Raw genomic sequence first — 22,028 nt, forward strand, 5'->3', positions numbered from 1 at the left:
GTAACACGCCTAGATGATCTGACCATTAGAATAGGTTTTTTTATGCAAAATTTCAACATTAATTTACCTTTTTTGTTAAATAACATTTAAAAAATATGGTTTGTTACATTTGTTTGCAAAGCTAGTGGAAAATTCCTGCACTTTCGCAGGCTTTTCGCCAAAATGAACCGTTTCTACGGAAAAAGCCTGCACTTTTGCAGGTTTTTTCGCCAAACGCATAGTTTCCAGTGAGAAACCTACATGTTCGCGGGTTTAGCGTGCGCCGAGCCGCTGTACTGTCTTCCGTGGCAGTCCATAGGGGGTGACTGCCTGCTGCTGCTCTAACAAGGTGTTGAAGCTAGCTGGGTGAGGTACCTTTTTATACGGACCCGAATACTTTTGAGCCTCGCGGCTGCTCGCCGCGGTCGTCCGGTTCGAGCGTGACGCCGATTGTATCGAAGGTGAGCTTGCCTGAGGCGATCGGCATGGATAGCACGCCGATACCTTTGCCGTCGTTCGCGACGCGGAACGTCCCGGCGCTTTGGCGCACGCCGTCCTTGAGCAGCCACACCTGGTACGCCTGTTCGCCGCTTGTCGGAGCTACGCCGAAGACGTAGACGACGAACTGTTTGCTTTGCCCGTTGTCGACGATGCAGGCGATGCCGTAGCTTTTTGCCTCGTTGGCTTCCGCCTGCGGCTCAAGCATCACGATCTGTTTGATTTGCGCGGCGGGTACGGAGAGCGCTTTTTCGATGGGGAGCGGCGCGGCGGCTCGTTCCCGGAAAAGCCATACGTTCCATGCGGTTCCGGTTGCAAACAAGATCAGCAGCAGGGCTGCGGCGTATTGGAAAGACCTTCTGTTCCGCCTTCTTACGGTGCGGGAGCTTTCGGCGCTATGCCCGGCTTCCGCTGCGAAAGCGGCGTTCATCACTTGTTTTTTCAAATCTTTCGGCGGTTCGATCCGTTCCATATCGGCGGGAAGCGCCTCCCATACGGTGCACAGCTCATCCATTTCGGCCTGGCAGGCCTCGCAGCCGGGAAGGTGACGCTCGAACGCCAAACGCTCTTCATCCGTACAAACGCCCGATATAACGTCCAGGCACAAGTCACATACCGATGCTGAGTTTTTTTCGGTCATCGTCATCCCTCTCCTTCCACCAGCAGATGTCTGCGCAATATTTTCAAAGTTTGATGCAATCTGTTTTTTACTGTTCCGAGCGGTTCTTCATAAAGGGCGGCGAGCTCGCTCAAACTGTAGCCGCGCCAATAAAAGTGCTCCAGCAGCTCGATTTGCTGCTTTGACAGGAAGCGGTAGGCGAGGCGGACCTGCTCTTTCAGCGATTCCCGCTCGGCATGCTCTTCCGGCGATGCCGCCCGGGAATCGGGTATCCGCTCCAGCTCCTCCGGCACGTACGGGACAAGCCCTTCGGCCTGTCTGCGCTGTTTGCGAAGCCAATCGGTCGTGATGTTGCGGGTGATCGTTATCAGCCAACTGGTAAAACGCCCCTTATCCGGGTCGTAGTCCGATTCGGTCGTCCATAGCCGCACAAATACGGATTGAACGATGTCGCGTGCAGCCTGCTCGTTTCGCACCGCTTTCCAGGCAAACGAATATACAAGCGACGCATAACGGTCGTACAGTTCGGAGAGCGCATCTTGGCGCTTAAGCTTCACGAGCAGCATCAGTTCGTAATCGGAGTGGTTATTCATTCCGCGCGGCCTCCAGAACGGCAATATAATCTCTTAATGCTATCATACAACAAATTGCGGGTATTGCGGTCGGCAATCCGGATAAAAAGCAAGGGCAACCGGTCACCCGGCTACCCTGCTTTATTTCTCTTTAACGACAATGGCGCCCCGCATGCCGGGATGAGGAGAACAATAATAGCTGAATTCGCCGGTTTTGTCAAAAGTGATCGTTTTGTCCTTGTTCTGTGCGAGCAAACCGGTATCGAACGATTTGTCGTCGGCGGTCGCGGTGTGGCTTACCGCATCTTTGTTTACAAATTTTACGCTGTCGCCGGCTTTGATCTCCAGCTTGTTAGGAGAGAAGGCGAAATCGACGATTTCGACGACATGCACTTTACCGGCCTCGTCGCCCGCGGGTTGACCGGCCGGGTTCCCGGCCGCGGCGCCAGCCCCGGGCTTGCCGCCGCCGGATGCGTCTACCGGCGCATCCTTGCCAGCCGCGCCTCCGCCGCCGGCAGACACGCCGCTTCCGGCGTCCGCTTTGGCGGAGCTTCCGCCCGCAGCCGCGGCGTCGTTGCCGGCGGCATGCAGCGCGTGTCCGCTGTCTGCATCGCCCGCGCCGCCGCTTGGGCTGCCCCCGGCCCCGGAGGGGGCCGGTTGCTCCGCCGGCCCGGCGGTTTGCTGCGCAGCGGCTATCTGGCCGCTGCCCGCGCCGCCCGCACCACCCGCGGTCCCCGCGCCACCTGCGCCAGCCGCAGCGCTCGCGCTGCCCGCGCCACCTGCGCCAGCCGCGCCGCCCGCAGCGCTCGCACTGCCCGCGCCAGCCGCGCCACCCGCAGCGCTCGCACTGCCCGCGCCAGCCGCGCCACCCGCAGCGCTCGCACTGCCCGCGCCAGCCGCGCCACCCGCAGCGCTCGCACTGCCCGCGCCAGCCGCGCCACCCGCAGCGCTCGCCGCGCCCGCAGCGCCAGCCGCGCCGCCCGCGGTCCCCGCGCCGCAAGCGCAAAGGAGCAGCAGGCACAGCAGCGCGAACCAAACGGCTAATGCTCGTAGCGTCATCGCTGCATCACGCTCATTTCACGATAACTTGGCCTTTCATAAATTGCTTGTGCGGCTCGCAGTAGAAGTCGTAGGTACCGGGGTTCGCAAGCGTAACGGTGTAGGACTCCCCTTTGTCGAGCAGCGGAGTGGCGAAGCTGCCGTCCACCGCGACCGCGTTGTGTTTCATATCGTCATAGTTGGTGAATGTGATTTTGGAGCCGGCCTCGACCGTCAGCGGGCTTGTGCCGAACGAGAACTCTTTGATGTCGATGTTGTAGGTTTTCGCCGCCTGGGCGGCTGTTGTACCGGCGAATTTCGCCGGATCTACGACGAACCATACGCTGCCTACGTTTTGGCCCGCGGTGTCGCCATGCGACTGATCTTTAACAAAGTAGTAGAGCGGGTAGCCTTTGTACGTCGCCTGTTTGCTGCCGTCAGCGCGCGTAATTGCGCCGAAATCGGCCGCCGACAGTGTCGAAGGCACGCTTCCTCCCGAAGCGCCGTAAGCCGGCCAATTGGCGAGGCAGTTCCCTTCGCAAACGCTCGTTTGCGGCTTGTCTTTATCAAAATAATACAGCGTGCGCCCGCGATCATCGGTCAAATAATTGCCGAGCGTCGTATTGGTGCCGAGCATGACCGTGTAGTCCGATTTTGCGGCGAACCAGACGCCGCCGACGGCCTCACCGAGAGTATCGCCCGCCGCCTTATCCTTGACGAAATAGTAGAGCGGCCAGCCTTTGTACATCCACTGCTTCGTTCCATCTGTCCGGGTCAATACGGAAAAGTCAGCCGCATTTAAAGTGGCAGGAATTTGCAGTTGATCCGACGTGAAGAGCGGCCAATTCTCGATGCACTTTCCTTGGCAGGCGTTCAAATCCTGCGCGTCTTTCGTGAAAAAGTACAGTGTGCGGCCTGCTTTGCCGGTAAAATATGTACCGAGCTTGGCGTCGCTGTGCAGACCGATCCGTTCGCCTTGCGGGAGCGCTGCGCCGGCGGGGATGACTTTTTCGCCCTGCAGCATCTCGAAGAGCGAATGGCCTTGCGCGGTTTGCGCAGACAGAGCTTCGACAAGCGCTGTGGCGATATGGGCGTTCGTCAAAGCGGAGACGCCTGCGATTTGCCCGAGACCCTTGCCTGCGGCGAACTTTTCCGCGTCCGCGTAAGCGAAATCCGTGCCGGATTTATAGCCTATCGCCTCTAGCAGCACCTTGTAGAACTGCTGGGCGCTGATCGGCACCAGCGGATCGAAATGCCCATCGTCCATGCCGCTCCAGCCGTACTGCGGATGATTTTTCAAATACGCGAGAATCGCCTGATTGCTCTTGTCGACCTGCCCGGAGTCGGCGAATCCGCCGCTTCCCTTGAAATCGAGAGCTTCCTGCAGCTTGCCTTGAAGACGGAGTGAAATTATAGCCGCCTGGATTCTTGTCGAGCCTTTGGCCAGGTAAGCAGCCGAAACGCCGTCGCCTTCACCGGCCAGAAGGCCGAGCTTTTCCACCGTTTGCGCGTCGCTTGTAACGCCTGAGCCGTTCGTTTGTCCCTCCGCACCCGCCGAAGCGCCGATTGCCGGCAGCAGCAGCGCCGCGCACAGGACAAGCGATAATCCAAATTTTTTCATCCATCCTGCCTCCTTATAAAAATATCCATTCTAAAGAGGTAACGACCGTCCCGGCAAAGCGGTTTGAGCAGACGGGAAATTTTTTTCCCTGACGGCTGCTCGTCAATGCTGCCGAGCCGCGAACCGGCCGGATCAGCGCGTTTCATCATTTTGTCATAATTTTCATGTATATTTAAAATCAGTATAACGATTGCGGCGAAAGAGGTGAGTTACGGTGAGGCAGCCATTATCACGAAAAAAAGGAACAGTTGCCCGATGCGCAGCGCTTCTGCTGGGAGGCGCGATTTTCTTTCCTTTAACGGCGTGCGGTTCACAGACGGCAAATGACGCGGTCCATTCTGCGGAGGATCGGGAATTGGCCTCGTATTTGACCGGTCTTCCATTCCAAATGCCGGATGTGCAAGCACCTCAATTCCCGGACCGGCGGTTCAATATTGCCGATTACGGAGCGGTTGGCGATGGAATCGCGAAAAATACGGAAGCATTCGCCAAAGCGATTGCCGCATGTTCGGACGCCGGAGGCGGCATTGTTGTTGTTCCCGCCGGAGTTTGGCTGACAGGCCCGATAACCTTGAAAAGCAATGTCAACTTGCGTTTGGACACCGGCGCCATCGTTGATTTTAGCAAGGATCACCAAGATTATCAGGCGGCTGCTTCCAAGGACGGCAGGCCAGTCCCTCTCATTTATGGAACGAATTTAACTCATGTGGCCATTACGGGCGAAGGCGTTATTGACGGAAGCGGAGAAACGTGGCGGCCCGTCAAAAAAGAAAAGCTTCCCGAATCGCAGTGGAATGCGCTTGTCGCCTCGGGCGGGAAGGTCGATAAAAATATTTGGTATCCGCCGCAGCAGGTCGTCGATGGCGCAGTGAAAGACATTCGTCCGATCATGGTGGACATCGAGAACAGCAGCTCGGTTTTGATTGACGGACCGACACTGGAAAATTCCCCTATGTTCAATCTGAACATCAAGCATGGACAAAATGTGATCATTCGAAACACGAAAGTCACGAACAACTGGTACGACCAAAATACGGACGGCATCGACGTCAACGGGAAAAATATCGTCATTTACCGCAACACCGTTAACACGGGGGATGACGGGATTTGCATGAAATCGTCGGGAGGAGGAAGCGGCGGCGAACCCGGTCTGCAAAATGTGGTGATCGAAGACAATGTCGTTTACCGCGCGCATGGCGGATTTGTGGTGGGCAGCAACACGGACGGCGGCATGAAGAACATCTATGTGTACAACAATGTCTTCTCCGGTACCGACACCGGTCTCAGATTCAAAAGCGATGTTGGAAGAGGCGGCCTCGTTCAGAACATTTGGATAGACGGCATCACTATGAAAAATATAGCTTCCGATGCGATTACATTCGATGTCACTTATCCGGCCGATAATAGCTCCAAAACGGATCAAAGCAAAGTGCCTCAGTTCCAAAACATCCATATCAACCATGTTTATGCGGACGGAGCCAAGGGAGCCGTGACCGTCAAAGGGACCGAGAGCATCCCTGTCGGCGGAGTGGATATTCAGAACACTGTCATTCAGGCCGATACAGGCTTCACTGCCGGCTTCGCCAGCGGAATTCAATTGACGAATGTGAAAATCATTCCGAAAACAGGTCCGGTGTACACGCTGAACAACAGCGACCATGTGTCCTTGAATCGGGCATGGAGCCCGGCAGGCACCGATACGTTCTTGAAACTGGCCGGCAGCAGGACGCAAAATATTCAATTGTCCGACACCGACACCTCTGCGGCGAAGCATCCTATTGAAGCGGGGAAAGACGTGCCAAAAGATGCAGTAAGCACTAGTTGATAAAAGAGCCGCCCACAATCCGGGTGGCTTTCTTTTTTTTTGCCAAACCGTACCGCACAAGCGGATTCATACGCCTTGCTGGCACTTTATCAGTTGCCAATTTGCTAGATACTGAATCTCTTATTAGTATCTTCCGGCAAAGCGAGGTGAGAGATATGAGTATAATCAGAGTCGATATAGTGATAATCAGATTCAGACGCATAAATGGCCGCAGATTTATAACAGCTGTCCGTGTAATCGGCAGTGCCAGACCGTGCGTTCGTTTCCTGTTTATTGGCGGACGGGTCACATTTGCTGAAAATTGTCTTTTGAGGCATGGATTCCGCATTATTATTTCGAGACGAAATGTACTGGTGTTTAAACGCATAAGGAAAATCTGACAAAGAAGAAAAGCATGTTTAGGCGACCGAACACTGGCGCTGGACATGCTTTTTTTATTTATAGTTCCTTTTCTTTTGCAGTACACTTGTGCTAAAATAGTTTTGTTTTTATAATACACTTGTGCTAAAAAGGAGCTTTTGATCATGATCGCTTTTTTCATCATTGCTTGTGAAGTCGGTTTTTGGATCTTTGTTTTGGCGGGTTTGGCCGCTCGTTACTTGCTCGGAAGGAAGCGTCTGGGCACGGCACTGCTTCTTTGCACGCCGATCATCGATCTGGCGCTGCTGGCGGCGACGGTCCTTGATCTTCGAAATGGTGCGGAAGCAGGCTTTTTTCATGGGCTGGCCGCGATTTATATCGGCGTATCGATAGGTTTTGGCCACCGGATGATTAGCTGGGCGGACCAGCAGTTCGCGTATCGTTTTGCCGGAGGCGCGGCGCCTGTCAAGCCGCCGAAGAAAGGAGCGGATCACGCCCGCCGCGAGCGCCGTCTGTGGTTTTTGCATTTTCTTGGTTGGGGGATTGGCTGTATGTTGTTGTATGGTATGATTTGGCTGGCAGGGGAACATAGCAATACGGATAGTTTGCGGCAGACCATCAAGACCTGGAGCATCGTGCTGGCGGTCGATTTTGTGTGGAGCTTCAGCTATACGCTTTGGCCGCGAAAGTAATACAATGGTACTTAACGATAATAGGGAGGCGGAATACGAAGAAATGCCCAAAGTGGTCAATTATACCGAGCAAAGGGAAAAGATTGCCGAAGCTTCCTGGAGGGTGATTTGCAAAGGGGGGCTGGAGCAGGCGACGGTCCGCAAAATCGCCGATGAGGCGGGCGTATCCATGGGAGCGATGCGTCATTATTTTAACAGCCAGGCTCAAATGTTTGAATTTGCGATGAATTTGATCGTCGAGCGGATTGAAGCGCGAATTCGAAAATTGAATCTGTCTGCCGAAGGCTTGACTGTACAAGCCGCCAAATCATTGATACTGCAATTCATGCCGATGAATGAGGAGCGGGAGTCCGAGATGGAAGTCTGGATCTCTTTTACGGTTAAATCGCTTAACGATCCTGCGCTCAAACAGCTGAGCCACCGCACTTTCAAGCAAATGCGGGAGGCAATGGCGGAAACTTTGCAGCTGCTTGCAAAAGAACGCATACTTGATCCGTCCATCGATGTACCGCGTGAAGCGGAGCGGCTGCATGCGCTGGTTGACGGTTTGTCGGTTCACCGGCTTATTCAGCCGGACACCGTAACCCCGGAGCGGATGGAAGCCGCTATTGACGATTTTTTTGCCGGCCTGGCGCCGAAAAGTTCCTGACATTGACATCACGGATGCTTCGAAGCGAGCGCTTTGGAGCGGTTTTGCCGGTCAAGGGAAACGGACCCGGATACTTTGTCTGAATCGGGAGCGGCTAAAGCGGCGCATTCGCGGAAGGCGAAATGCTTGCATCCCAAACATTTTTGGCGATCCAGCAGCTGCAAGGAATAGTCGACAGCCTCTCCCGTATGCTCAAAGAAATGTTCGTTCCCGATCATGGATGCCAAACCCGTTTTGTTCAGCACTTCTTTGGGTTGAGCCTGAATGCCCGAGATGACGACTTCACCGCCATGTTTCTTGAAATCCTTGACCACACTGGCCAGATTGATTTCACCGGTCGTATCCATAAAAGGAACCTTGCCCATTCTTAGCAGCAAAATTTTGGGGCGATAATGGATCATGCCCATAATCGATTTCTCGAACATAGTTGCCGCGCCGAAAAATAGCGGTCCTTCAATCGTGAAAACGGAGATTTGCGGGCAATCGTGCCCCTCTTTCACCATGTGGGGAGCCATTTTTTCATGCTTTACGGAAGGATCGGGCAAAACTTTTGCGACTGTCAGCATCTCGCTCATCCGTTTGACAAACAGGATCACAGCCAGCACCAGCCCGACTTCAACGGCAGTCGTTAAATCGACGAGCACCGTAAGCAAAAAAGTGATGATCAAGACGACGGAATCGCTCGTTTTCGTTTTTAAAACATGGACGAATTCTTTGCGCTCGCTCATATTCCAGGCAACGACCATCAGTATCGGAGCCATACTGGCCAAAGGAATACTCGAAGCGAATGGGGCGAACAAAAGCAATACGAGCATGACGACGATGCTGTGAACCATTCCCGAAACAGGACTTGCCGCGCCGCTTTTAATATTAGTCGCAGTTCGGGCAATGGCCCCGGTTGCCGGAATCCCGCCGAACAATGGCGTCACGATATTCGCAATTCCTTGCCCGATCAGCTCCCGGTTGCTGTGATGGCGGTTTCCCGTCATCCCGTCGGCGACTACGGCGGACAACAGCGATTCGATTCCCCCCAACATGGCGATGACAAAGGCCGGCTGGATGAGCTGCTTGATTCGTTCAAAAGTGATCTCCGGAACATGCACGCTTGGAAGGGCGCTTGAGATAGCGCCATATGTCGAACCGATCGTGGCTACATGCCCTTCAAAAAACCACGCGGCAATAAGACTGGATATAACAAGGCCGATCAGCGACCCGGGAACCTTCGGGAAAAACTTTGGCGCCAGCAAAATAATGGATAAACAAATCGCGGCCGTGATGACGCTATACGGATTTATCGTAAAAATGCGGATGCCGATTTCTTTCATATTCGACAAAAAATCCTCATGCTTTTGGATGCCTGTCAGCCCCAGAAGGTTGGTAATTTGCCCGGTGAAAATAATGACCGCGATACCGGCTGTAAAGCCGATGGTCACGGGACGGGGAATGAATTTGATAAGCGCTCCGAGCCTGAATACGCCCATCAGCACGAGTAAAACTCCTGCCAGGAACCCTGCTATAAGCAAATTCTCGTATCCGTACTGCATAACAATGGCAAACAAAATAGGGACGAACGCGCCCGTCGGCCCCCCGATCTGGAATTTGGAGCCGCCGAACAGTGAAATGAAAAAGCCGGCGATAATCGTTGTGTAAATCCCGTACTGCGGGTTAACCCCGGCTGCAATTGCAAAAGCCATTCCCAAAGGAATGGCAATAACACCGACAATCAACCCCGATATAAGATCTCTTCGAAGATACTCCGCATTGTAGCCTTCAAATCTGCCCGACCACTTCATCGTAAACCCTTCTTTTTTCATATATTTGATTATTTGAATATATAGGGAATATACACCCGTGCAAAATTGTTGTCAATGAACAAATATCGCCTATTTTTTATTCATTTCGGATGGTTTCCAGCAATGAAATGGCGTCAACCAGATGATTGTCAAAAATTTGCTTGGCTACCTTTAGCAGCTCCTTAATAAGAGGGTCGCGAAGGGAATACAAGACCGATGTGCCTTCCTTGGTGCCGCTGACGACATTCTTTGTTCGGAGGACCGCCAACTGCTGCGATACGGCGGAGCCTTCGGTTCCGAGCAGCGCTTGCAGTTCATTGACCGTCTTATCTCCTTCGCACAGCAGCTCCAGGATTCGAATCCGTAACGGATGAGCCAACGCTTTGAAAAACTCCGATTTAAACTGCTGAATTTCGCGATTCATCCCAACTGATCCCCTTAAGTTAAAGATTTGAATATATGAATAGAATACAGGAAACAAGTTGTTAAATAAAGCACGGCCGAAAAAATCAAACGATCCGGTTCCTGGCAATGACTCAGGCCTACAAGCAGGGGATGTGCTTTAAGCCGATCCTGTTCCGGGATAAGACAATCGTATCCGTGCAGTGAATGGGGCGGAGTTGTTCTACAGCTACGACGCTGCGGTGAAGCTGCCGAACCGTCTGGAATTGATGCACGAGTCGCTGCTGGAGCCGCTGGAATAGTACGCGGAGAGGGAGCTTGACTAAGGGTGGGGCGAGGACGAAATCGAGCTTCTGGACGCCGAAGACTACCGCAGAGCTTACCGGCACCTGCGTAACATGCAGGCAGGCAAAGGGGCCGGTTTGACGATTTTGAAAAGGAAAAGCGGATGCATGCCCGTGTCGTCGTGCGGAGCATTTCAAGCCGCTGCAGGCGGAGGTGAAACGGCTAAGTATTTGTAGATGTGACAGAAGTTTACCTGCAGTTGCTCCGAGATCGGGAGCTGGCCCTCGTCCTGGCCGGGGATGCCGGCCTGCCTGAGCGTTGGCCTGCCGTCGGGGAGCAGACGGAGCAAGCGCTGGCCGGGGGCATCTGCCGTATGAAGATGCCGCGCCGTTTTTTTGGCGAAGGATGTGGAGTTCGATGCCGTGCTCATCTATGACGGCAGCAAAGCGTGCTACGGCCGTGAGAGCGAGCGCAAGCTCTTCTACACGGCGTGCACGCGGCTCTTGCATATGCTGCATATTTATACAATCGGCGAACTAAGCGAATTCATCGCTTCGCAGCCTGCCGAAACTTATGTAATCGAGTAACCGAGAGACGGTTCCAACCCACTGCCGCAGCTGAGCCCTCATCGCCGCTATAACAGCTAAGCCTCCATCCAGCCCCGCTGTGGCAGTTCAGCCTCCGCCTGACTACCGCAACTGAGGCTCAATCCTCACTGCTGCAGTTGGACCTCTCTCCCATTGCTTCAAGCTAAGCCTGCCCCCACCGGTAAAGTGGGGGGAGGTAAAGTTAACCAGCCATACGGGAAGTGAGAAAACGGCCCACTGCTGCCGCCAACGAGACTAAGGTCAGCCGATTCCGACCGCTCTTTCTATCCGAAGAAATCTGCTCGGGTTGCATAAATTTCCCTTAGCTTTATTTCCTACTTGGTTGAGTTCTTTGCATCACTTTCGTTGGAAAGCTCCTCAAGCGATTTTACTTTGCCGTGTGGGTTCTGGGTTTGTTTGCGTGATTTCCATGCGGCTTCTTCACGGCGTTTTGATTGGCTCATAGCGATTTACTCCTTTGGCAAGTGGAATTTGAGTGCTTTTATAAATTGCCGAACTGCCGCAAGTTTTATTCTCCGTGAGCACTTCCCAGTCTTAGGCTTTCGAGAGACCAGTCTCGCTCTAATCGCAACGCCGGTTCGTGCAGAAATTCTGTAATTATACAGAAATTTCCGATAAAGCGCGCCTAGCAAAGCTAGGCACAACTAGCCGGTGCAAGTCCGGCCGAGGTAAGAGCCAAGTCGCCTCGTAGCTGACAGGCAACTGGTGGAGAGATCCTAAGGTTGAAGCCCTGTGACAAAGTACCTTCTTCGGAAGGGCGAGCCAATCAGCAGGCCGTAACATCAAGTGAATCCTGCCGCATCGTCAAAATACCCCGAAAGGGACAAGAGAGAGCCGAGCCCCGTTTATCTGGGCGAAGGCCACGGAACGCGTGAAGCCCTTGGACATGCAGCGCGGAAGAACTCTCCGGTGTATGGGGATCGGCATGCTGAGAAAGTGGTGTCTGGAACTAGGGAGACCCTACCCTGCACGAAAAAAAAAAATAAATAATAATTTTTTTTTCGTAGCCAGCAGACCTATAAACCCGAAAGGTGAAATGGCGAGCTGTAGGGAGGGAGACGGAGGGGATCGTAGTACTGATGAGGCAAGGACAACACAACCTTGCGGAGGAAAGGATCCCTGCTTTATTCAAGCGATCTTAAGGAGGTACGAGTAGTGAATGCCCCAAAGGCTAACAACACCAAAGCAAAAGCTCAACAACTCCATCAGACGCTATACCTTGCAGCCAAGGAAAACCGAAAGAGGCGGTTTCACGCGCTATACGACAAAGTGCACAGGCCCGACATGCTATGGGAAGCATGGAAACGAGTAAAAGCAAACGGCGGCAGCGGGGGAGTCGATGGAATGACCATCAGATACATCATGGAGGAATATGGAGAAGGACGGTTCGTGCTCGAAATTGCCCAAGCCCTGCTCCATAATGAATACCGCCCGATGCCTGCAAGACGGAAGGAAATTCCCAAGGGAGACGGAACATATCGGCCACTTGGCATACCCGCCATCCGTGATCGCGTGGTGCAGATGGCAACGAAGATGGTCATAGAACCGATCTTTGAGGCAGATTTCCAAGACTGTTCCTACGGATTCAGACCGGGAAGAAGTCAGCACCAAGCGATTCGGCACATCCGCCGCGCGGTAAAGAAGGGGATATACTGGGTAGTGGACATTGACATAACGGGCTACTTCGATAACATCAACCACAACAAGCTGATGAAGCTCGTAGAGCAGCGGATCAGTGACAGACGCGTTCTGAAGCTAATTCGAAACTGGTTGAAAGCCGGATTCATAAAAGATGATCAGTTTTATGAAACGGAACTCGGAAGCCCGCAAGGCGGAGTTATCTCGCCGTTATTGTCAAATATCTACCTCAACTACCTGGATACCATTTGGCAGAAAAAGTTTGCGGAAGAGGGAACACGGGTACGTTACGCCGATGATCTCGTGATCCTGTGCAAGACCAAGGAGCAGGCGATGAGAGCAATTGATGTCCTCAAAGCCGTGTTTGGGAAATTGGAACTCCAGATCAACACGACGAAATCAAAGCTCGTCAACCTATGGGATGACAAAGAAGGGTTCGATTTCCTGGGCATGCATCACCGGAAAATACCAAAGAGGAATAAAGGCGGTCAGGAGCGGCACATCCTTCGAAGCTATCCCTCAAAGAAAGCAATGAAGAAAATGCGCGAGAAGGTGAAAGAAGTAACCGGGCCGCGCAATAAGCTGTTCTGGACCATGAACCGAATGATAGAGGAACTAAATCCAAAGATACAAGGATGGAAGAACTATCACTCGATAGACACATTCGCAACAAAGTTCCTCAACAAGATCGATTGGTATATCCGGAAAAGACTGATGCTGTTCTGGAACAAGAAACACAATCGTCGCAAGAAGCATAGCCAGTCCGGGGGAGCTGCGATGGTGGCCCAATTAAGCGGACTCAAGAAACTAGCCACTTAAAGGAAAGTACGTAATGCTGAAGGAAGAAGAATGAAGGAAAGCCGTATGAGGGAAAACTTCACGTACGGTTTGATGAGGAGGGGCAGGCTACCCTGCCCTTTACTCTACAAATGGGGCCGGGCTCATGATTCGCGAAAGAACCTCTGCCCAGAAACCCACACGATAGAGCCGATTGCACCATCTGCCTGGTTGCACGAAATTCCTTCACTTTCCAGGCTGTTGATAACCCCCACGTTAGAGAAGATAACCATAATCCGCCCGACTGCACGAAGAAAACCTGCAAAAATACATGAATTTGCGTCCTTGATCGCTGTCCACGAGCAATTCCTGCAAAAGTGCAGGCTTTTCGCCGCGAACATAGGCTCAGGTTCACTTTCAACGAAAATTCCTGCACTTTCGCAGGTTTTTTCCTTAACAAGCTGATTTTTGCCCAGTCGTGGAGTTCCACGACCTAAACCGGGGGAGGCGCGCCCAGAAAAAGTGGCTGGTCCCCCAAATTAGCCACACCCTAGCCCTCACAGGGTGTCGCGACTTGCTCGGGCAGCCTAGTAGACCTGATTATTTTCGTTCTGTGGGGTGACGTCTACGGCGTCATGGGGGTTTTCACAGGTTTTGTGGGCCGGCATGCTGCTTCGCTTCCTGCCAAGCCGCCTTGTGCCCCTATTTTCAGCGCGTGGGGTCGACCGACCGCCATCATGCAGCGCAGCGCGACACCGCGCCCGGAGTGCCTGCCTCTCAGATAGAGGAGGCGACAAACCAAAAACCCTCTACTCGACGATGGGTCAAGTAGAGGGTAGGATTTGTAAAGATTACTCCGTTGCCACGGACTGGTCGGCTTGCATGCCAACCGGCGAGATGCGGATGAAGTTTGCTTCGAGGTTGTTCAGCAGACCGTCGATTTTTGCTGCGGCTTCGGCTTGGCCGGAAGCAGCGAGCTCGTCGCGGTAAGCTGTCAACAGCTCGGCGAGATCTTTTTTGCTTTGTACGCCGACGCTTTCGATTTTGACTTTCGCGCCTTTGGCGATACGGCGTTCGATTGCTTTTTGATCAAGGCCCATTTCAGGGACGAGACGTTGGTAAATCACGCCGCCTGTCATACCTGCGCAAATCCATGGACCCGGGTCGCCCATAACGACGGCGCGGCCGTTGGTCATGTATTCGAAAGCGAAGCCTTTGAGGTTCGCGCGTGCCGCAAGTCCGCCCAGCTCATCCTGCAGCGGAGTCGTGATTTCCCCGCCGAATACGACGTCTGCTCCGGAGAAGCGGATGCAGGCGCGAGTATCAGCGCCGCCTTGGATCAGGAACAAGCCTTTTTGCGCGCCGTAGCCGAACGATTTGCCGACGCTGCCGTTAATGTACGTTTTATCTTTGCTAAGCGATTTGAGGATCGCTACTTTACCGCCAAGCGCCATTTTACCTACGCCGTCCTCAGCGCCGCCGTGAACGGTAATATCTACGCCGCGGGCGTTGAATGCGGCCAGACCGTTGCCGGGAACGGAACCGTCAACCAGGTTGAGCGCGATCGAAGGAAGCTGATCGTAGCTGCCGTCGAAACGGTCTCTTACGCGATGGCTGGAGTAGCGGCTTCCGAGAATACGGGATTCCGCGTCCACTTTGGTCCAGTTGCGCACGATCGGAGCGTCAAGCGATAAGGAATCCGGGAAGAACTCCTGGCCTTCCGCGCCGGCTGCGATGCGGATATCCGAAGATACGGCCGCTTCTTCCAAAGCGAGCTCTGCCGCCGAGACGAACTGCAGCGGAGCCGGACGAAGCAGGTCGGACAGGTCGATGCGCTCCTGATGGATCACTTGCTCCAGCAGGTCGGAACGTCCGACAAGATCCTGCAAGCTTTTGAAACCGAGCGCTGCTACGATTTCACGGACTTCTTCGCCCATGCCGCCATACAAGCGGACAAGGCTGTCTACAGCCAGATCGTATTGACGAGGAACGAAGCGGCGAAGACCTTTTTCTTCGGCTTCTTCCATAGAGTCGATTTGCGTTGCGATACCTACGTGGCAAGTATCCAGATGACAGCCGCGGCAAGTCGTACAGCCGATAGCTTGCATCGAGATGCTGCCGAATCCGCAGCGGTTCGCGCCGAGCATCACCATTTTGACAACGTCTGCGCCGGATTTCAGACCGCCGTCGGACCACAGCTCAACGCGGTGGCGAAGGCCGGCTTCGATCAGAGCGACGTGAGCAAGCTTGGTGCCGATCTCGGTAGGCAGACCAACGTGAGTCAGGGAGTGGATACGAGCCGCGCCCGTACCGCCGTCAAAGCCGGACAGTGTAATGACATTCGCGCCTGCTTTGGCTACGCCGACTGCGATGGTGCCAACGCCCGGAACGACAGGGATTTTTACGATAATTTTCGCTTTGCGGCCGCTTGCTTCTTTCAACTCGGAAATGATTTGCGCCAAATCCTCGATCGAATAAATATCATGGTTGTTCGAAGGAGAGATCAGGTCCGAACCGATTGTCGCGTTACGTGCTGCGGCGATTTTGGCCGTAACTTTGGAGCCCGGCAGGTGACCGCCTTCGCCCGGTTTTGCGCCTTGGCCGATTTTGATTTCAAGGAAAGCGACGGCGTTCGCGAGTTCGACGTTAATACCGAAACGTCCGGATGCGACCTGCGCGCCGCGGGTTTTTTTGTAGCGTCCGAGCATGTCTTTAATCTCTCCGCCCTCGCCGTTCATGGTAACCATGTTCAGGCGTTCGCCGGCTTCGGCGTAAGCGCGGAAAGCTGTTTCGTTCTGCGAACCGAACGACATGGAAGCGATCAGCATCGGCAGGGAATGACCGCCGATCGAAATGTCGACTTCGGACGGATCAAGCGCCTTGCGGCCTTCGCTTAAAGCTTTGTCGTAGTTGAAATCCATCACGTGACGGATCGAAATTGCGTTTTTCTTTTCTTCTTCACGCAGCTTGTCGCGGTAGTCGCTGTAAGGAGCGGTTCCCGATGCGGTATCGCCTAACGCTTTCCACATGCGCTGGAAGAAGCGGAAGTTTTTCGCGGCTTTCGCTTTCGGATTGGTGAAATCCGCATAGCGGGATTCCGCGTCTGCTTCCAGTTGGGCAAAGCCTGTTCCGGCTTTCTCGCTGCCCAAGTAGTTCACGATATCCAGCACCTCGGCCACTTCCGGTTGGAAGCCGATCGAGGAGAAGAAACGCGTGTAACCGCGAAGCTCGTGCGTACCGATCGTCGAAATCACTTTCTCCAGACCTTTGCTAAGCGCAGCGTACACTTTGCGCGCCGCTGCCGCGTCGCCGTCTTTGTCGGAGGCTGTCGCGAACAGCAGGTAAGGCGAGATAACGTCGGCGCCAAGGCCGCAAGCTACGGCGATATCGTGCAGGTTGCGGATCGCTGCCGAACGCAGGACGATGGTAACGTGACGGCGCAGGTTGTCGCCGAACGCCAATTTTTCCGCACGCAGGGCGATATCGATTTTGGATACGGCCAGATGCGGGTCGAGCCACAAACGGTCGTTTTGATGAGCTGCCGCGTCGTCGAGCACGATTAGGGAAGCGCCGCTGCGGGCCGCTTCAAGCGCGCTGGAAGCGATTTGGTCCAAACCGTCGCGCAGCGATGTGCCGCGGGCGAACGTCGTCGACAGAACGGCAACGGAACTTTCGCCTACCGTACGGAACAGGGCCAGCAATTGCTCGAAAGAAGGCTGAGACAGATGCTCTTCGCTGTCTACGCCGTTCGTGCCTTCCAGCACGAGGGGAGACAAGAGTTCAAGGCGAAGCTGTGAATCGACTTGGCCGTATACGGATGGACGGCATCCGACGATGACACGAGTCGAGAAATGTTCCATTTCACGGTCGCGGTCGATCGCAGGGTTCGTTACGACAGCTACGCTTTCTTTAATGAAATCAGGCACGTTTTGACGCTCCCAGCTGATAGCCGCGTGCGGAGAGTCGTGACCGAGGGAACGAATCGGCTCTGCGCCGGTTTCGGACATCGTCTCGATGTGCTGAATGCCTTCGCGGTCCCAGCCAAATGCGCTGTACAATTGGTCCGTAGCCGCCAGATTGTCGTTCAGAGCGGCTTCCGCGTCTGATTTGGCAGGGTTCAGGTACTTGCGGAGTCCGCCAAAGTTCAGGCGTTTGCTTGCGCGCTCAAGAACGATGCTTTGCACTTCGTGGTAAGGAATGACCTGCACATGCTCGCCGGGAGTGAGCACAACGCCGACTTTTTCGCCCGGAGCGATCGGCTTCGGATCGGCAACCATGTCGCCAACCGTGATGATGCCTTGCTCAGAGGAGAAGTAGAGCGAAGTTTCGCTTTCCACCATCCATACCGGACGGAGACCGAGAGCATCGACGCTGAAAATACATTCGTTGCCGTAACGGGAAACGATACCCGCCGGACCTTGGGCGAAATGGCCCCAAACTTGACGGAAATAAACGTATAAGTCCTGCAGCTCCGGACGGAACTGCTTCATTTCGTTAATAATCGGAGGGAATACCATTTCCATCGCTTCGAACAGGCTGATTCCGAAACGGTGAATGAATGTTTCAATCGTCCGGTTCATGTCCTGGGAGTCGGAACCGCCGTCAACGAGCGGCACGCCGACCATATCGGCTTCGAGGCGCATTTTTTTGATCGTATTGATCTCTCCGTTGTGGCCGAGCAGGGAGAACGGCTGAACGCGGAAGAAACTGGATTGCGTATTCGTCGAGTAACGGTTGTGGCCGATGGTGACTTGGGCAGTGAAAAGAGGATCGCAGGTGTCGTTAAAATATTTAGGCAAAATGCTGGCGGCGCCCATCACTTTGTAGGCGGCTGTCACGTTGCTGAGCGTAGCCACATGAACCGTATAGCGGTTTTCAATGGCAATGTGGAGTTCGAACAGGTGATCGGCTACGTTCACGCCTTCCTGGTCGCAAAGAGCGGCGATTTGCCAGAAAGTAGGCTCGTCATTCAAACCGTTCGGGCCAAGAACGCTGCTATCCACTTGGTTTTCCTGCTCCAATATAATGGAAACATTATGTTGGCGGAAAAGCTCGCGAATCCCGTTCTGCATGTCGGCGACGGTGAGATCAAGCTTGCGCGGAACAAAAATATGAGCAACTGAAAAACGGTTGTCATAGGCCAACTTGCCGTCCAAGCCTGCATCCGTTAATTTCTTTTCCCAAAGCGCACGGGGAATGTCAGTCAAAATTCCGCAGCCGTCGCCTTCGCCGTTAATAAAACCCGAACGATGTTCCATTTTTACGAGGGCATCGATCGTTTTTTGAATATTGTCACGGGAAGGATGGCCGTTCTTTTCGATAATACAAATAATACCGCAGCTATCGTGTTCCATTCCTAGCAGGTTCTGAAAACGGCCTTCATTAAGCATCAACTCATTCATTGCACTAGGTCAGTCGCCTGACCGTCACCTCCAATACAAAATTAAACTCCTCTTGCGTTTGCGCTCTTGCATTCCTGCACTGCCAAGCCCCGCAATCTTTGCACAATCCCCGAAATTTCCAAAAAACGGACAAAATCCGAAATATGCAAGCAGCTGCATAAAAATGCAAATTTGTTGAATAACGTGCCAGTTCCGAAAAGAACTTCCCCTATAAAATGCAGTTCATTAAGGACTAAGCGATAGTAAGGCGCAGTGCACAAAAAGCTTGCCGAAACTTGTAAAACGCGCCCTAACTTTCTTGGAAAACACGGTGAAAACAAGACGTTCCGCGAAAAGGGTAAAAGTAACTTTAGAATAGCATGAAAAAGTGCATCAGACAATAGTCGGCATAAGAAAAGCGAAATGTAAGCGCTGCCTTTTGTGCATATTGGTGAATAAAACCAGATATATAACCAGAAATTTGCATGAAAAAAACGAACGAACTAGAATCGGAGACGATTCATAGTTCGTTTCTAGGGAAATCGGTTAGCGCGTGAGAGCCATCGTTTTGAAGGCTCGATCCGCGGCTTCCAGCGTTTGGACGATGTCGTCTTCCGTGTGCGCAACGGTCAAAAACCACGCTTCGTATTTGGACGGAGCCAGGTTGATGCCCTGCTCCAGCATCAGGCGGAAAAACTGTCCGAACCGCTCGCCGTCGGTATCCTTCGCTTCGTCGTAATTGGTGACCGGATGATCGCAGAAGTGGGTCGAGAAGGCGCCGCCGATGCGGTTGACCGTCAAGGCGATGCCGTGACGGGCCGCTGCCGAGGCGATGCCGTCGGCGAGAGAAGCGCCCAGCCGCTCGAGCCTGGGGTAGACGTCCGCCTGCCGCAGCACTTGCAGGCAGGCGATGCCGGCGCTGATGGAGGCGGGATTGCCCGCCATCGTGCCGGCCTGGTAAGCAGGTCCGAGCGGAGCGACCTGCTCCATCACTTCTTTGCGGCCCCCGTAGGCGCCGATCGGCAGTCCCCCGCCGATCACTTTGCCCAGGGCCGTCAGGTCCGGCTCCACGGCGGCGTAGCGCGCCGCCGCCGTTTCGGGACCGGCCTCCTCCGCAAGCGGGAGGCCGGGGTAAGTCTGTGCCGCTCCGTAATGGAAGCGGAACGCCGTGATCACCTCGTCGTAGATGACGAGGGCGCCATGTTTGCGAGCGGCTGCGCAGAGCCGCTCGAGGTAGCCGGCATGGGGCATGACCATGCCGAAGTTGCCGACGATGGGCTCGACCATGACGGCGGCCACGTCCTCGCCCCAACGCGCAAGCGCGTCCTCCAGCGCCGGAATGTCGTTGAACGGCACGGTGACGACCTCTTGCGCGATGCTTGCCGGCACGCCGGCGGAATCCGGCGTGCCGAGCGTGGAGGGCCCGGAGCCGGCCGCCACGAGCACGAGATCCGAGTGGCCGTGGTAGCACCCGGCGAACTTGATGATCTTCGTGCGCCCCGTGTAGGCGCGCGCCACGCGAATCGTCGTCATCACGGCTTCCGTGCCGGAGTTGACGAACCTGACCTTGTCGAGCGACGGAATCGCCGACTTCAGCATTTTGGCGAACTCGATCTCGAGTTCGGTCGGGGTGCCGTACAGCGTGCCGCTGCGCGCGGCTTCGCAGATCGCCTCGGTCACGTGCGGATGCGCGTGACCGGTAATGATCGGGCCGTAGGCGGCGAGGTAATCGATGTAGCGGTTGCCGTCTTCGTCCCAGAAGTAAGCGCCCTGTGCGCGCTTCATGAAGACGGGCGCGCCGCCGCCTACGGCTTTGAACGAGCGGGAGGGACTGTTGACGCCTCCCACGATATGCTGCAGCGCTTCCTGGTAGAGCTGCTCGGATCTTTTGCGTTCCATCATAAATAGAATCATTCCTTTGCTATATTTGATCGCAGGCGGTGCCTGCAAAAAGCCTCTGTCCGGGTGGAAGCCGACAGGCATTCTCCGGGCAGAGGCGGGCAAGATTGACGATGCCGGGCGGGGCATTGCACGGTTGTGGAGAACGGCAGCACCCTGCGGCAAGTGAAGGATGTCCGCAGGCTCGGCCTATTGCTTCGCCGTTTTTGCCGGCGATTTGGGCGAAGGAGAGGGCGACGGCTTCGTCGGCCCTTCATCGGCTTCCGCCGTGCCTGCGAACAAGTTTTTCACATAAGTTTGCAGTTTGTTTTTGTCCGCCGCGATGACGGCGGCGCCGCGCACCGTTTTTTCTACGAGCAGATCGGATGGCGGAAGCTGGGAGCTGACGACGCCGTCGGCTTTCGCTTCGAACCCGAGGGAGCCCAGCTTGAGCATGTCGGATACGCTTATATTCGTATCGATGTATGGATCGATGGAATTCAGGATGTGCGGAAGCTTGATGAGCGAGCTTGTCGACTGCAGCTTTTGCGCCACGGCCATCAAAAATTTGCGCTGCCGTTCCGTACGCGAGAAATCCGACAGGGCGTCGTGCCGGAAGCGGACGTACTGGAGTGCCGTATTGCCGTCGAGGTGCTGCATGCCCTTTTTCAAATTAATGTCGTATACATGGTCGTCTTCGGAGTCGGAATATTTCATATCTTTCTCGACCTCAAGGTCGATGCCGCCGACAGCGTCGATGAGCGCGATGAAGCCTTTGAAATCCGTATACACATAGTACTGCACAGGAATGCCGAGCAGATCGCTGACGGTTTTCATCGCCAGATTCGGTCCGCCGGTCGTAATGGCCGTATTGATCCGGTCGTCGCCGCTGCCGGGTATTTTCACATATGTATCCCTTAGTATGGAGAAAAGGTACGCTTTTTTGGTAACCGGGTCGATGGATGCGAGCATGATGCTGTCCGAACGGGGAAGTTCGTTTTGCTTCATTCCGCGGGAATCGCCGCCGAGCAGAAGAATGTTCACGCGCTGCTGGCCTTCCCATTTGGGAGGCGTATACTTATCGCTTTGCCCCTTGAACGACTTGGCCGACAACGGCCCGCCGCCGCCTTGGGGATCCGCTGATTTATTTGATATGTTATTGGCGAAATTATAAAAAGAATATCCGTAATAACCGATAACCACCATAAGCAGCAAACCGATCAGGAGCAAAGTCCGCTTCACTATTTTCAAAGAATCGCAGCTCCTTTCGCACAGGGATTGTTAATCATCTGTACTTTTTTTATTTACAGAATTCATGTATCATGGAAGTGTTGCTCAAATGAGCCACTTATGCTCATTATTATAGTTGTTGCAAAACTTCGATAGCAAGTTCTGGCGAATAATGGAATAAAT

15 protein-coding genes and 1 pseudogene are annotated in these 22,028 nt (G+C 54.1%); 6 read left to right on the plus strand and 10 right to left on the minus strand.

Annotation, left to right across the window (positions count from 1 at the left end; all coding sequences use genetic code 11):
• Positions 1-358: 358 nt before the first annotated feature.
• The 4 genes from AC3G2T_RS35610 to AC3G2T_RS35625 all read right to left on the minus strand — a co-directional run bounded on the left by AC3G2T_RS35610 (position 359) and on the right by AC3G2T_RS35625 (position 4,327).
• The gene (locus AC3G2T_RS35610; RefSeq protein ID WP_488438425.1) at positions 359-1,117 is read right to left on the minus strand and encodes an anti-sigma factor; all 759 of its coding nucleotides are present in this window, start codon (positions 1,115-1,117) and stop codon (positions 359-361) included.
• Positions 1,118-1,119: 2 nt separating this feature from the next.
• Positions 1,120-1,689 carry an RNA polymerase sigma factor gene (locus tag AC3G2T_RS35615; protein ID WP_474685299.1) on the minus strand — a complete coding sequence of 190 codons (570 nt, stop codon included), beginning with the start codon at positions 1,687-1,689 and terminating at the stop codon, positions 1,120-1,122.
• A 120-nt stretch (positions 1,690-1,809) separates the two neighbouring features.
• Positions 1,810-2,190, minus strand: coding sequence for a cupredoxin domain-containing protein (locus AC3G2T_RS35620; protein WP_488438426.1), 381 nt, complete (start codon positions 2,188-2,190; stop codon positions 1,810-1,812).
• A 550-nt stretch (positions 2,191-2,740) separates the two neighbouring features.
• Complete coding sequence (locus AC3G2T_RS35625; RefSeq protein ID WP_488438427.1) at positions 2,741-4,327, minus strand: plastocyanin/azurin family copper-binding protein; 1,587 nt, start codon at positions 4,325-4,327, stop codon at positions 2,741-2,743.
• A gap of 214 nt (positions 4,328-4,541) precedes the next feature.
• Between AC3G2T_RS35625 and AC3G2T_RS35630 the strand changes: the two genes are divergently transcribed.
• The 3 genes from AC3G2T_RS35630 (at position 4,542) to AC3G2T_RS35640 (ending at position 7,853) form a co-directional block, all read left to right on the plus strand.
• Positions 4,542-6,152, plus strand: a complete 1,611-nt coding sequence (locus tag AC3G2T_RS35630; protein ID WP_488438428.1) for a glycoside hydrolase family 28 protein — start codon at positions 4,542-4,544, stop codon at positions 6,150-6,152.
• A 524-nt stretch (positions 6,153-6,676) separates the two neighbouring features.
• Complete coding sequence (locus AC3G2T_RS35635; protein ID WP_474685295.1) at positions 6,677-7,204, plus strand: hypothetical protein; 528 nt, start codon at positions 6,677-6,679, stop codon at positions 7,202-7,204.
• Positions 7,205-7,208: 4 nt separating this feature from the next.
• Positions 7,209-7,853, plus strand: coding sequence for a TetR/AcrR family transcriptional regulator (locus AC3G2T_RS35640; protein ID WP_474685294.1), 645 nt, complete (start codon positions 7,209-7,211; stop codon positions 7,851-7,853).
• Positions 7,854-7,861: 8 nt separating this feature from the next.
• Here the strand turns inward: AC3G2T_RS35640 and AC3G2T_RS35645 are convergent, their stop codons facing one another.
• Together AC3G2T_RS35645 and AC3G2T_RS35650 are read right to left on the minus strand one after the other, a co-directional pair.
• Positions 7,862-9,646 (minus strand): SulP family inorganic anion transporter, encoded by a 1,785-nt coding sequence (locus AC3G2T_RS35645; protein ID WP_474685293.1) that lies wholly within the window; start codon positions 9,644-9,646, stop codon positions 7,862-7,864.
• A 97-nt stretch (positions 9,647-9,743) separates the two neighbouring features.
• A complete protein-coding gene (locus tag AC3G2T_RS35650) occupies positions 9,744-10,070 on the minus strand; it encodes an ArsR/SmtB family transcription factor (protein WP_474685292.1) in 327 nt (108 codons plus the stop codon).
• A gap of 655 nt (positions 10,071-10,725) precedes the next feature.
• On the opposite strand from AC3G2T_RS35650, the pseudogene AC3G2T_RS35655 reads away from it, so the two are divergent.
• Positions 10,726-10,920: pseudogene (locus AC3G2T_RS35655) on the plus strand (hypothetical protein); the annotation flags it as partial.
• Positions 10,921-11,255: 335 nt separating this feature from the next.
• Here the strand turns inward: AC3G2T_RS35655 and AC3G2T_RS35660 are convergent.
• Entirely contained in the window at positions 11,256-11,384 is a 129-nt protein-coding gene (locus AC3G2T_RS35660) for a DUF6254 family protein (protein WP_474685291.1), read from the minus strand.
• 712 nt (positions 11,385-12,096) lie between these two features.
• Between AC3G2T_RS35660 and ltrA the strand changes: the two genes are divergently transcribed.
• On the plus strand, positions 12,097-13,398 hold the full coding sequence (gene ltrA, locus AC3G2T_RS35665; protein ID WP_488438429.1) for a group II intron reverse transcriptase/maturase: 1,302 nt from the start codon (positions 12,097-12,099) through the stop codon (positions 13,396-13,398).
• A 30-nt stretch (positions 13,399-13,428) separates the two neighbouring features.
• Entirely contained in the window at positions 13,429-13,821 is a 393-nt protein-coding gene (locus AC3G2T_RS35670) for a hypothetical protein (RefSeq protein WP_488438430.1), read from the plus strand.
• Between the two features lie 386 nt (positions 13,822-14,207).
• On the opposite strand, the gene AC3G2T_RS35675 is transcribed toward AC3G2T_RS35670, so the two are convergent.
• The 3 genes from AC3G2T_RS35675 to AC3G2T_RS35685 form a co-directional block, all read right to left on the minus strand.
• The gene (locus AC3G2T_RS35675) at positions 14,208-18,758 is read right to left on the minus strand and encodes a glutamate synthase-related protein (protein WP_488438431.1); all 4,551 of its coding nucleotides are present in this window, start codon (positions 18,756-18,758) and stop codon (positions 14,208-14,210) included.
• Positions 18,759-19,283: 525 nt separating this feature from the next.
• Positions 19,284-20,636 (minus strand): glutamate-1-semialdehyde 2,1-aminomutase, encoded by a 1,353-nt coding sequence (locus AC3G2T_RS35680; RefSeq protein WP_474685355.1) that lies wholly within the window; start codon positions 20,634-20,636, stop codon positions 19,284-19,286.
• Between the two features lie 189 nt (positions 20,637-20,825).
• On the minus strand, positions 20,826-21,821 hold the full coding sequence (locus tag AC3G2T_RS35685; RefSeq protein WP_488438436.1) for an LCP family protein: 996 nt from the start codon (positions 21,819-21,821) through the stop codon (positions 20,826-20,828).
• Positions 21,822-22,028 lie beyond the last annotated feature (207 nt).

Source organism: Paenibacillus sp. sgz302191 (assembly GCF_057749925.1).

Bases quoted from the DNA above. Each gene is read 5' to 3' on its own strand.
- AC3G2T_RS35640 (WP_474685294.1), top strand. From the start codon at position 7,209: ATGGTACTTAACGATAATAGGGAGGCGGAATACGAAGAAATGCCCAAA.
- AC3G2T_RS35625 (WP_488438427.1), bottom strand. From the start codon at position 4,327: ATGAAAAAATTTGGATTATCGCTTGTCCTGTGCGCGGCGCTGCTGCTG.
- AC3G2T_RS35645 (WP_474685293.1), bottom strand. From the start codon at position 9,646: ATGAAGTGGTCGGGCAGATTTGAAGGCTACAATGCGGAGTATCTTCGA.
- AC3G2T_RS35650 (WP_474685292.1), bottom strand. From the start codon at position 10,070: ATGAATCGCGAAATTCAGCAGTTTAAATCGGAGTTTTTCAAAGCGTTG.
- AC3G2T_RS35685 (WP_488438436.1), bottom strand. From the start codon at position 21,821: ATGGTGGTTATCGGTTATTACGGATATTCTTTTTATAATTTCGCCAAT.
- AC3G2T_RS35660 (WP_474685291.1), bottom strand. From the start codon at position 11,384: ATGAGCCAATCAAAACGCCGTGAAGAAGCCGCATGGAAATCACGCAAA.
- AC3G2T_RS35610 (WP_488438425.1), bottom strand. From the start codon at position 1,117: ATGACCGAAAAAAACTCAGCATCGGTATGTGACTTGTGCCTGGACGTT.
- AC3G2T_RS35615 (WP_474685299.1), bottom strand. From the start codon at position 1,689: ATGAATAACCACTCCGATTACGAACTGATGCTGCTCGTGAAGCTTAAG.
- AC3G2T_RS35635 (WP_474685295.1), top strand. From the start codon at position 6,677: ATGATCGCTTTTTTCATCATTGCTTGTGAAGTCGGTTTTTGGATCTTT.
- AC3G2T_RS35670 (WP_488438430.1), top strand. From the start codon at position 13,429: ATGAAGGAAAGCCGTATGAGGGAAAACTTCACGTACGGTTTGATGAGG.
- AC3G2T_RS35675 (WP_488438431.1), bottom strand. From the start codon at position 18,758: ATGAATGAGTTGATGCTTAATGAAGGCCGTTTTCAGAACCTGCTAGGA.
- AC3G2T_RS35680 (WP_474685355.1), bottom strand. From the start codon at position 20,636: ATGGAACGCAAAAGATCCGAGCAGCTCTACCAGGAAGCGCTGCAGCAT.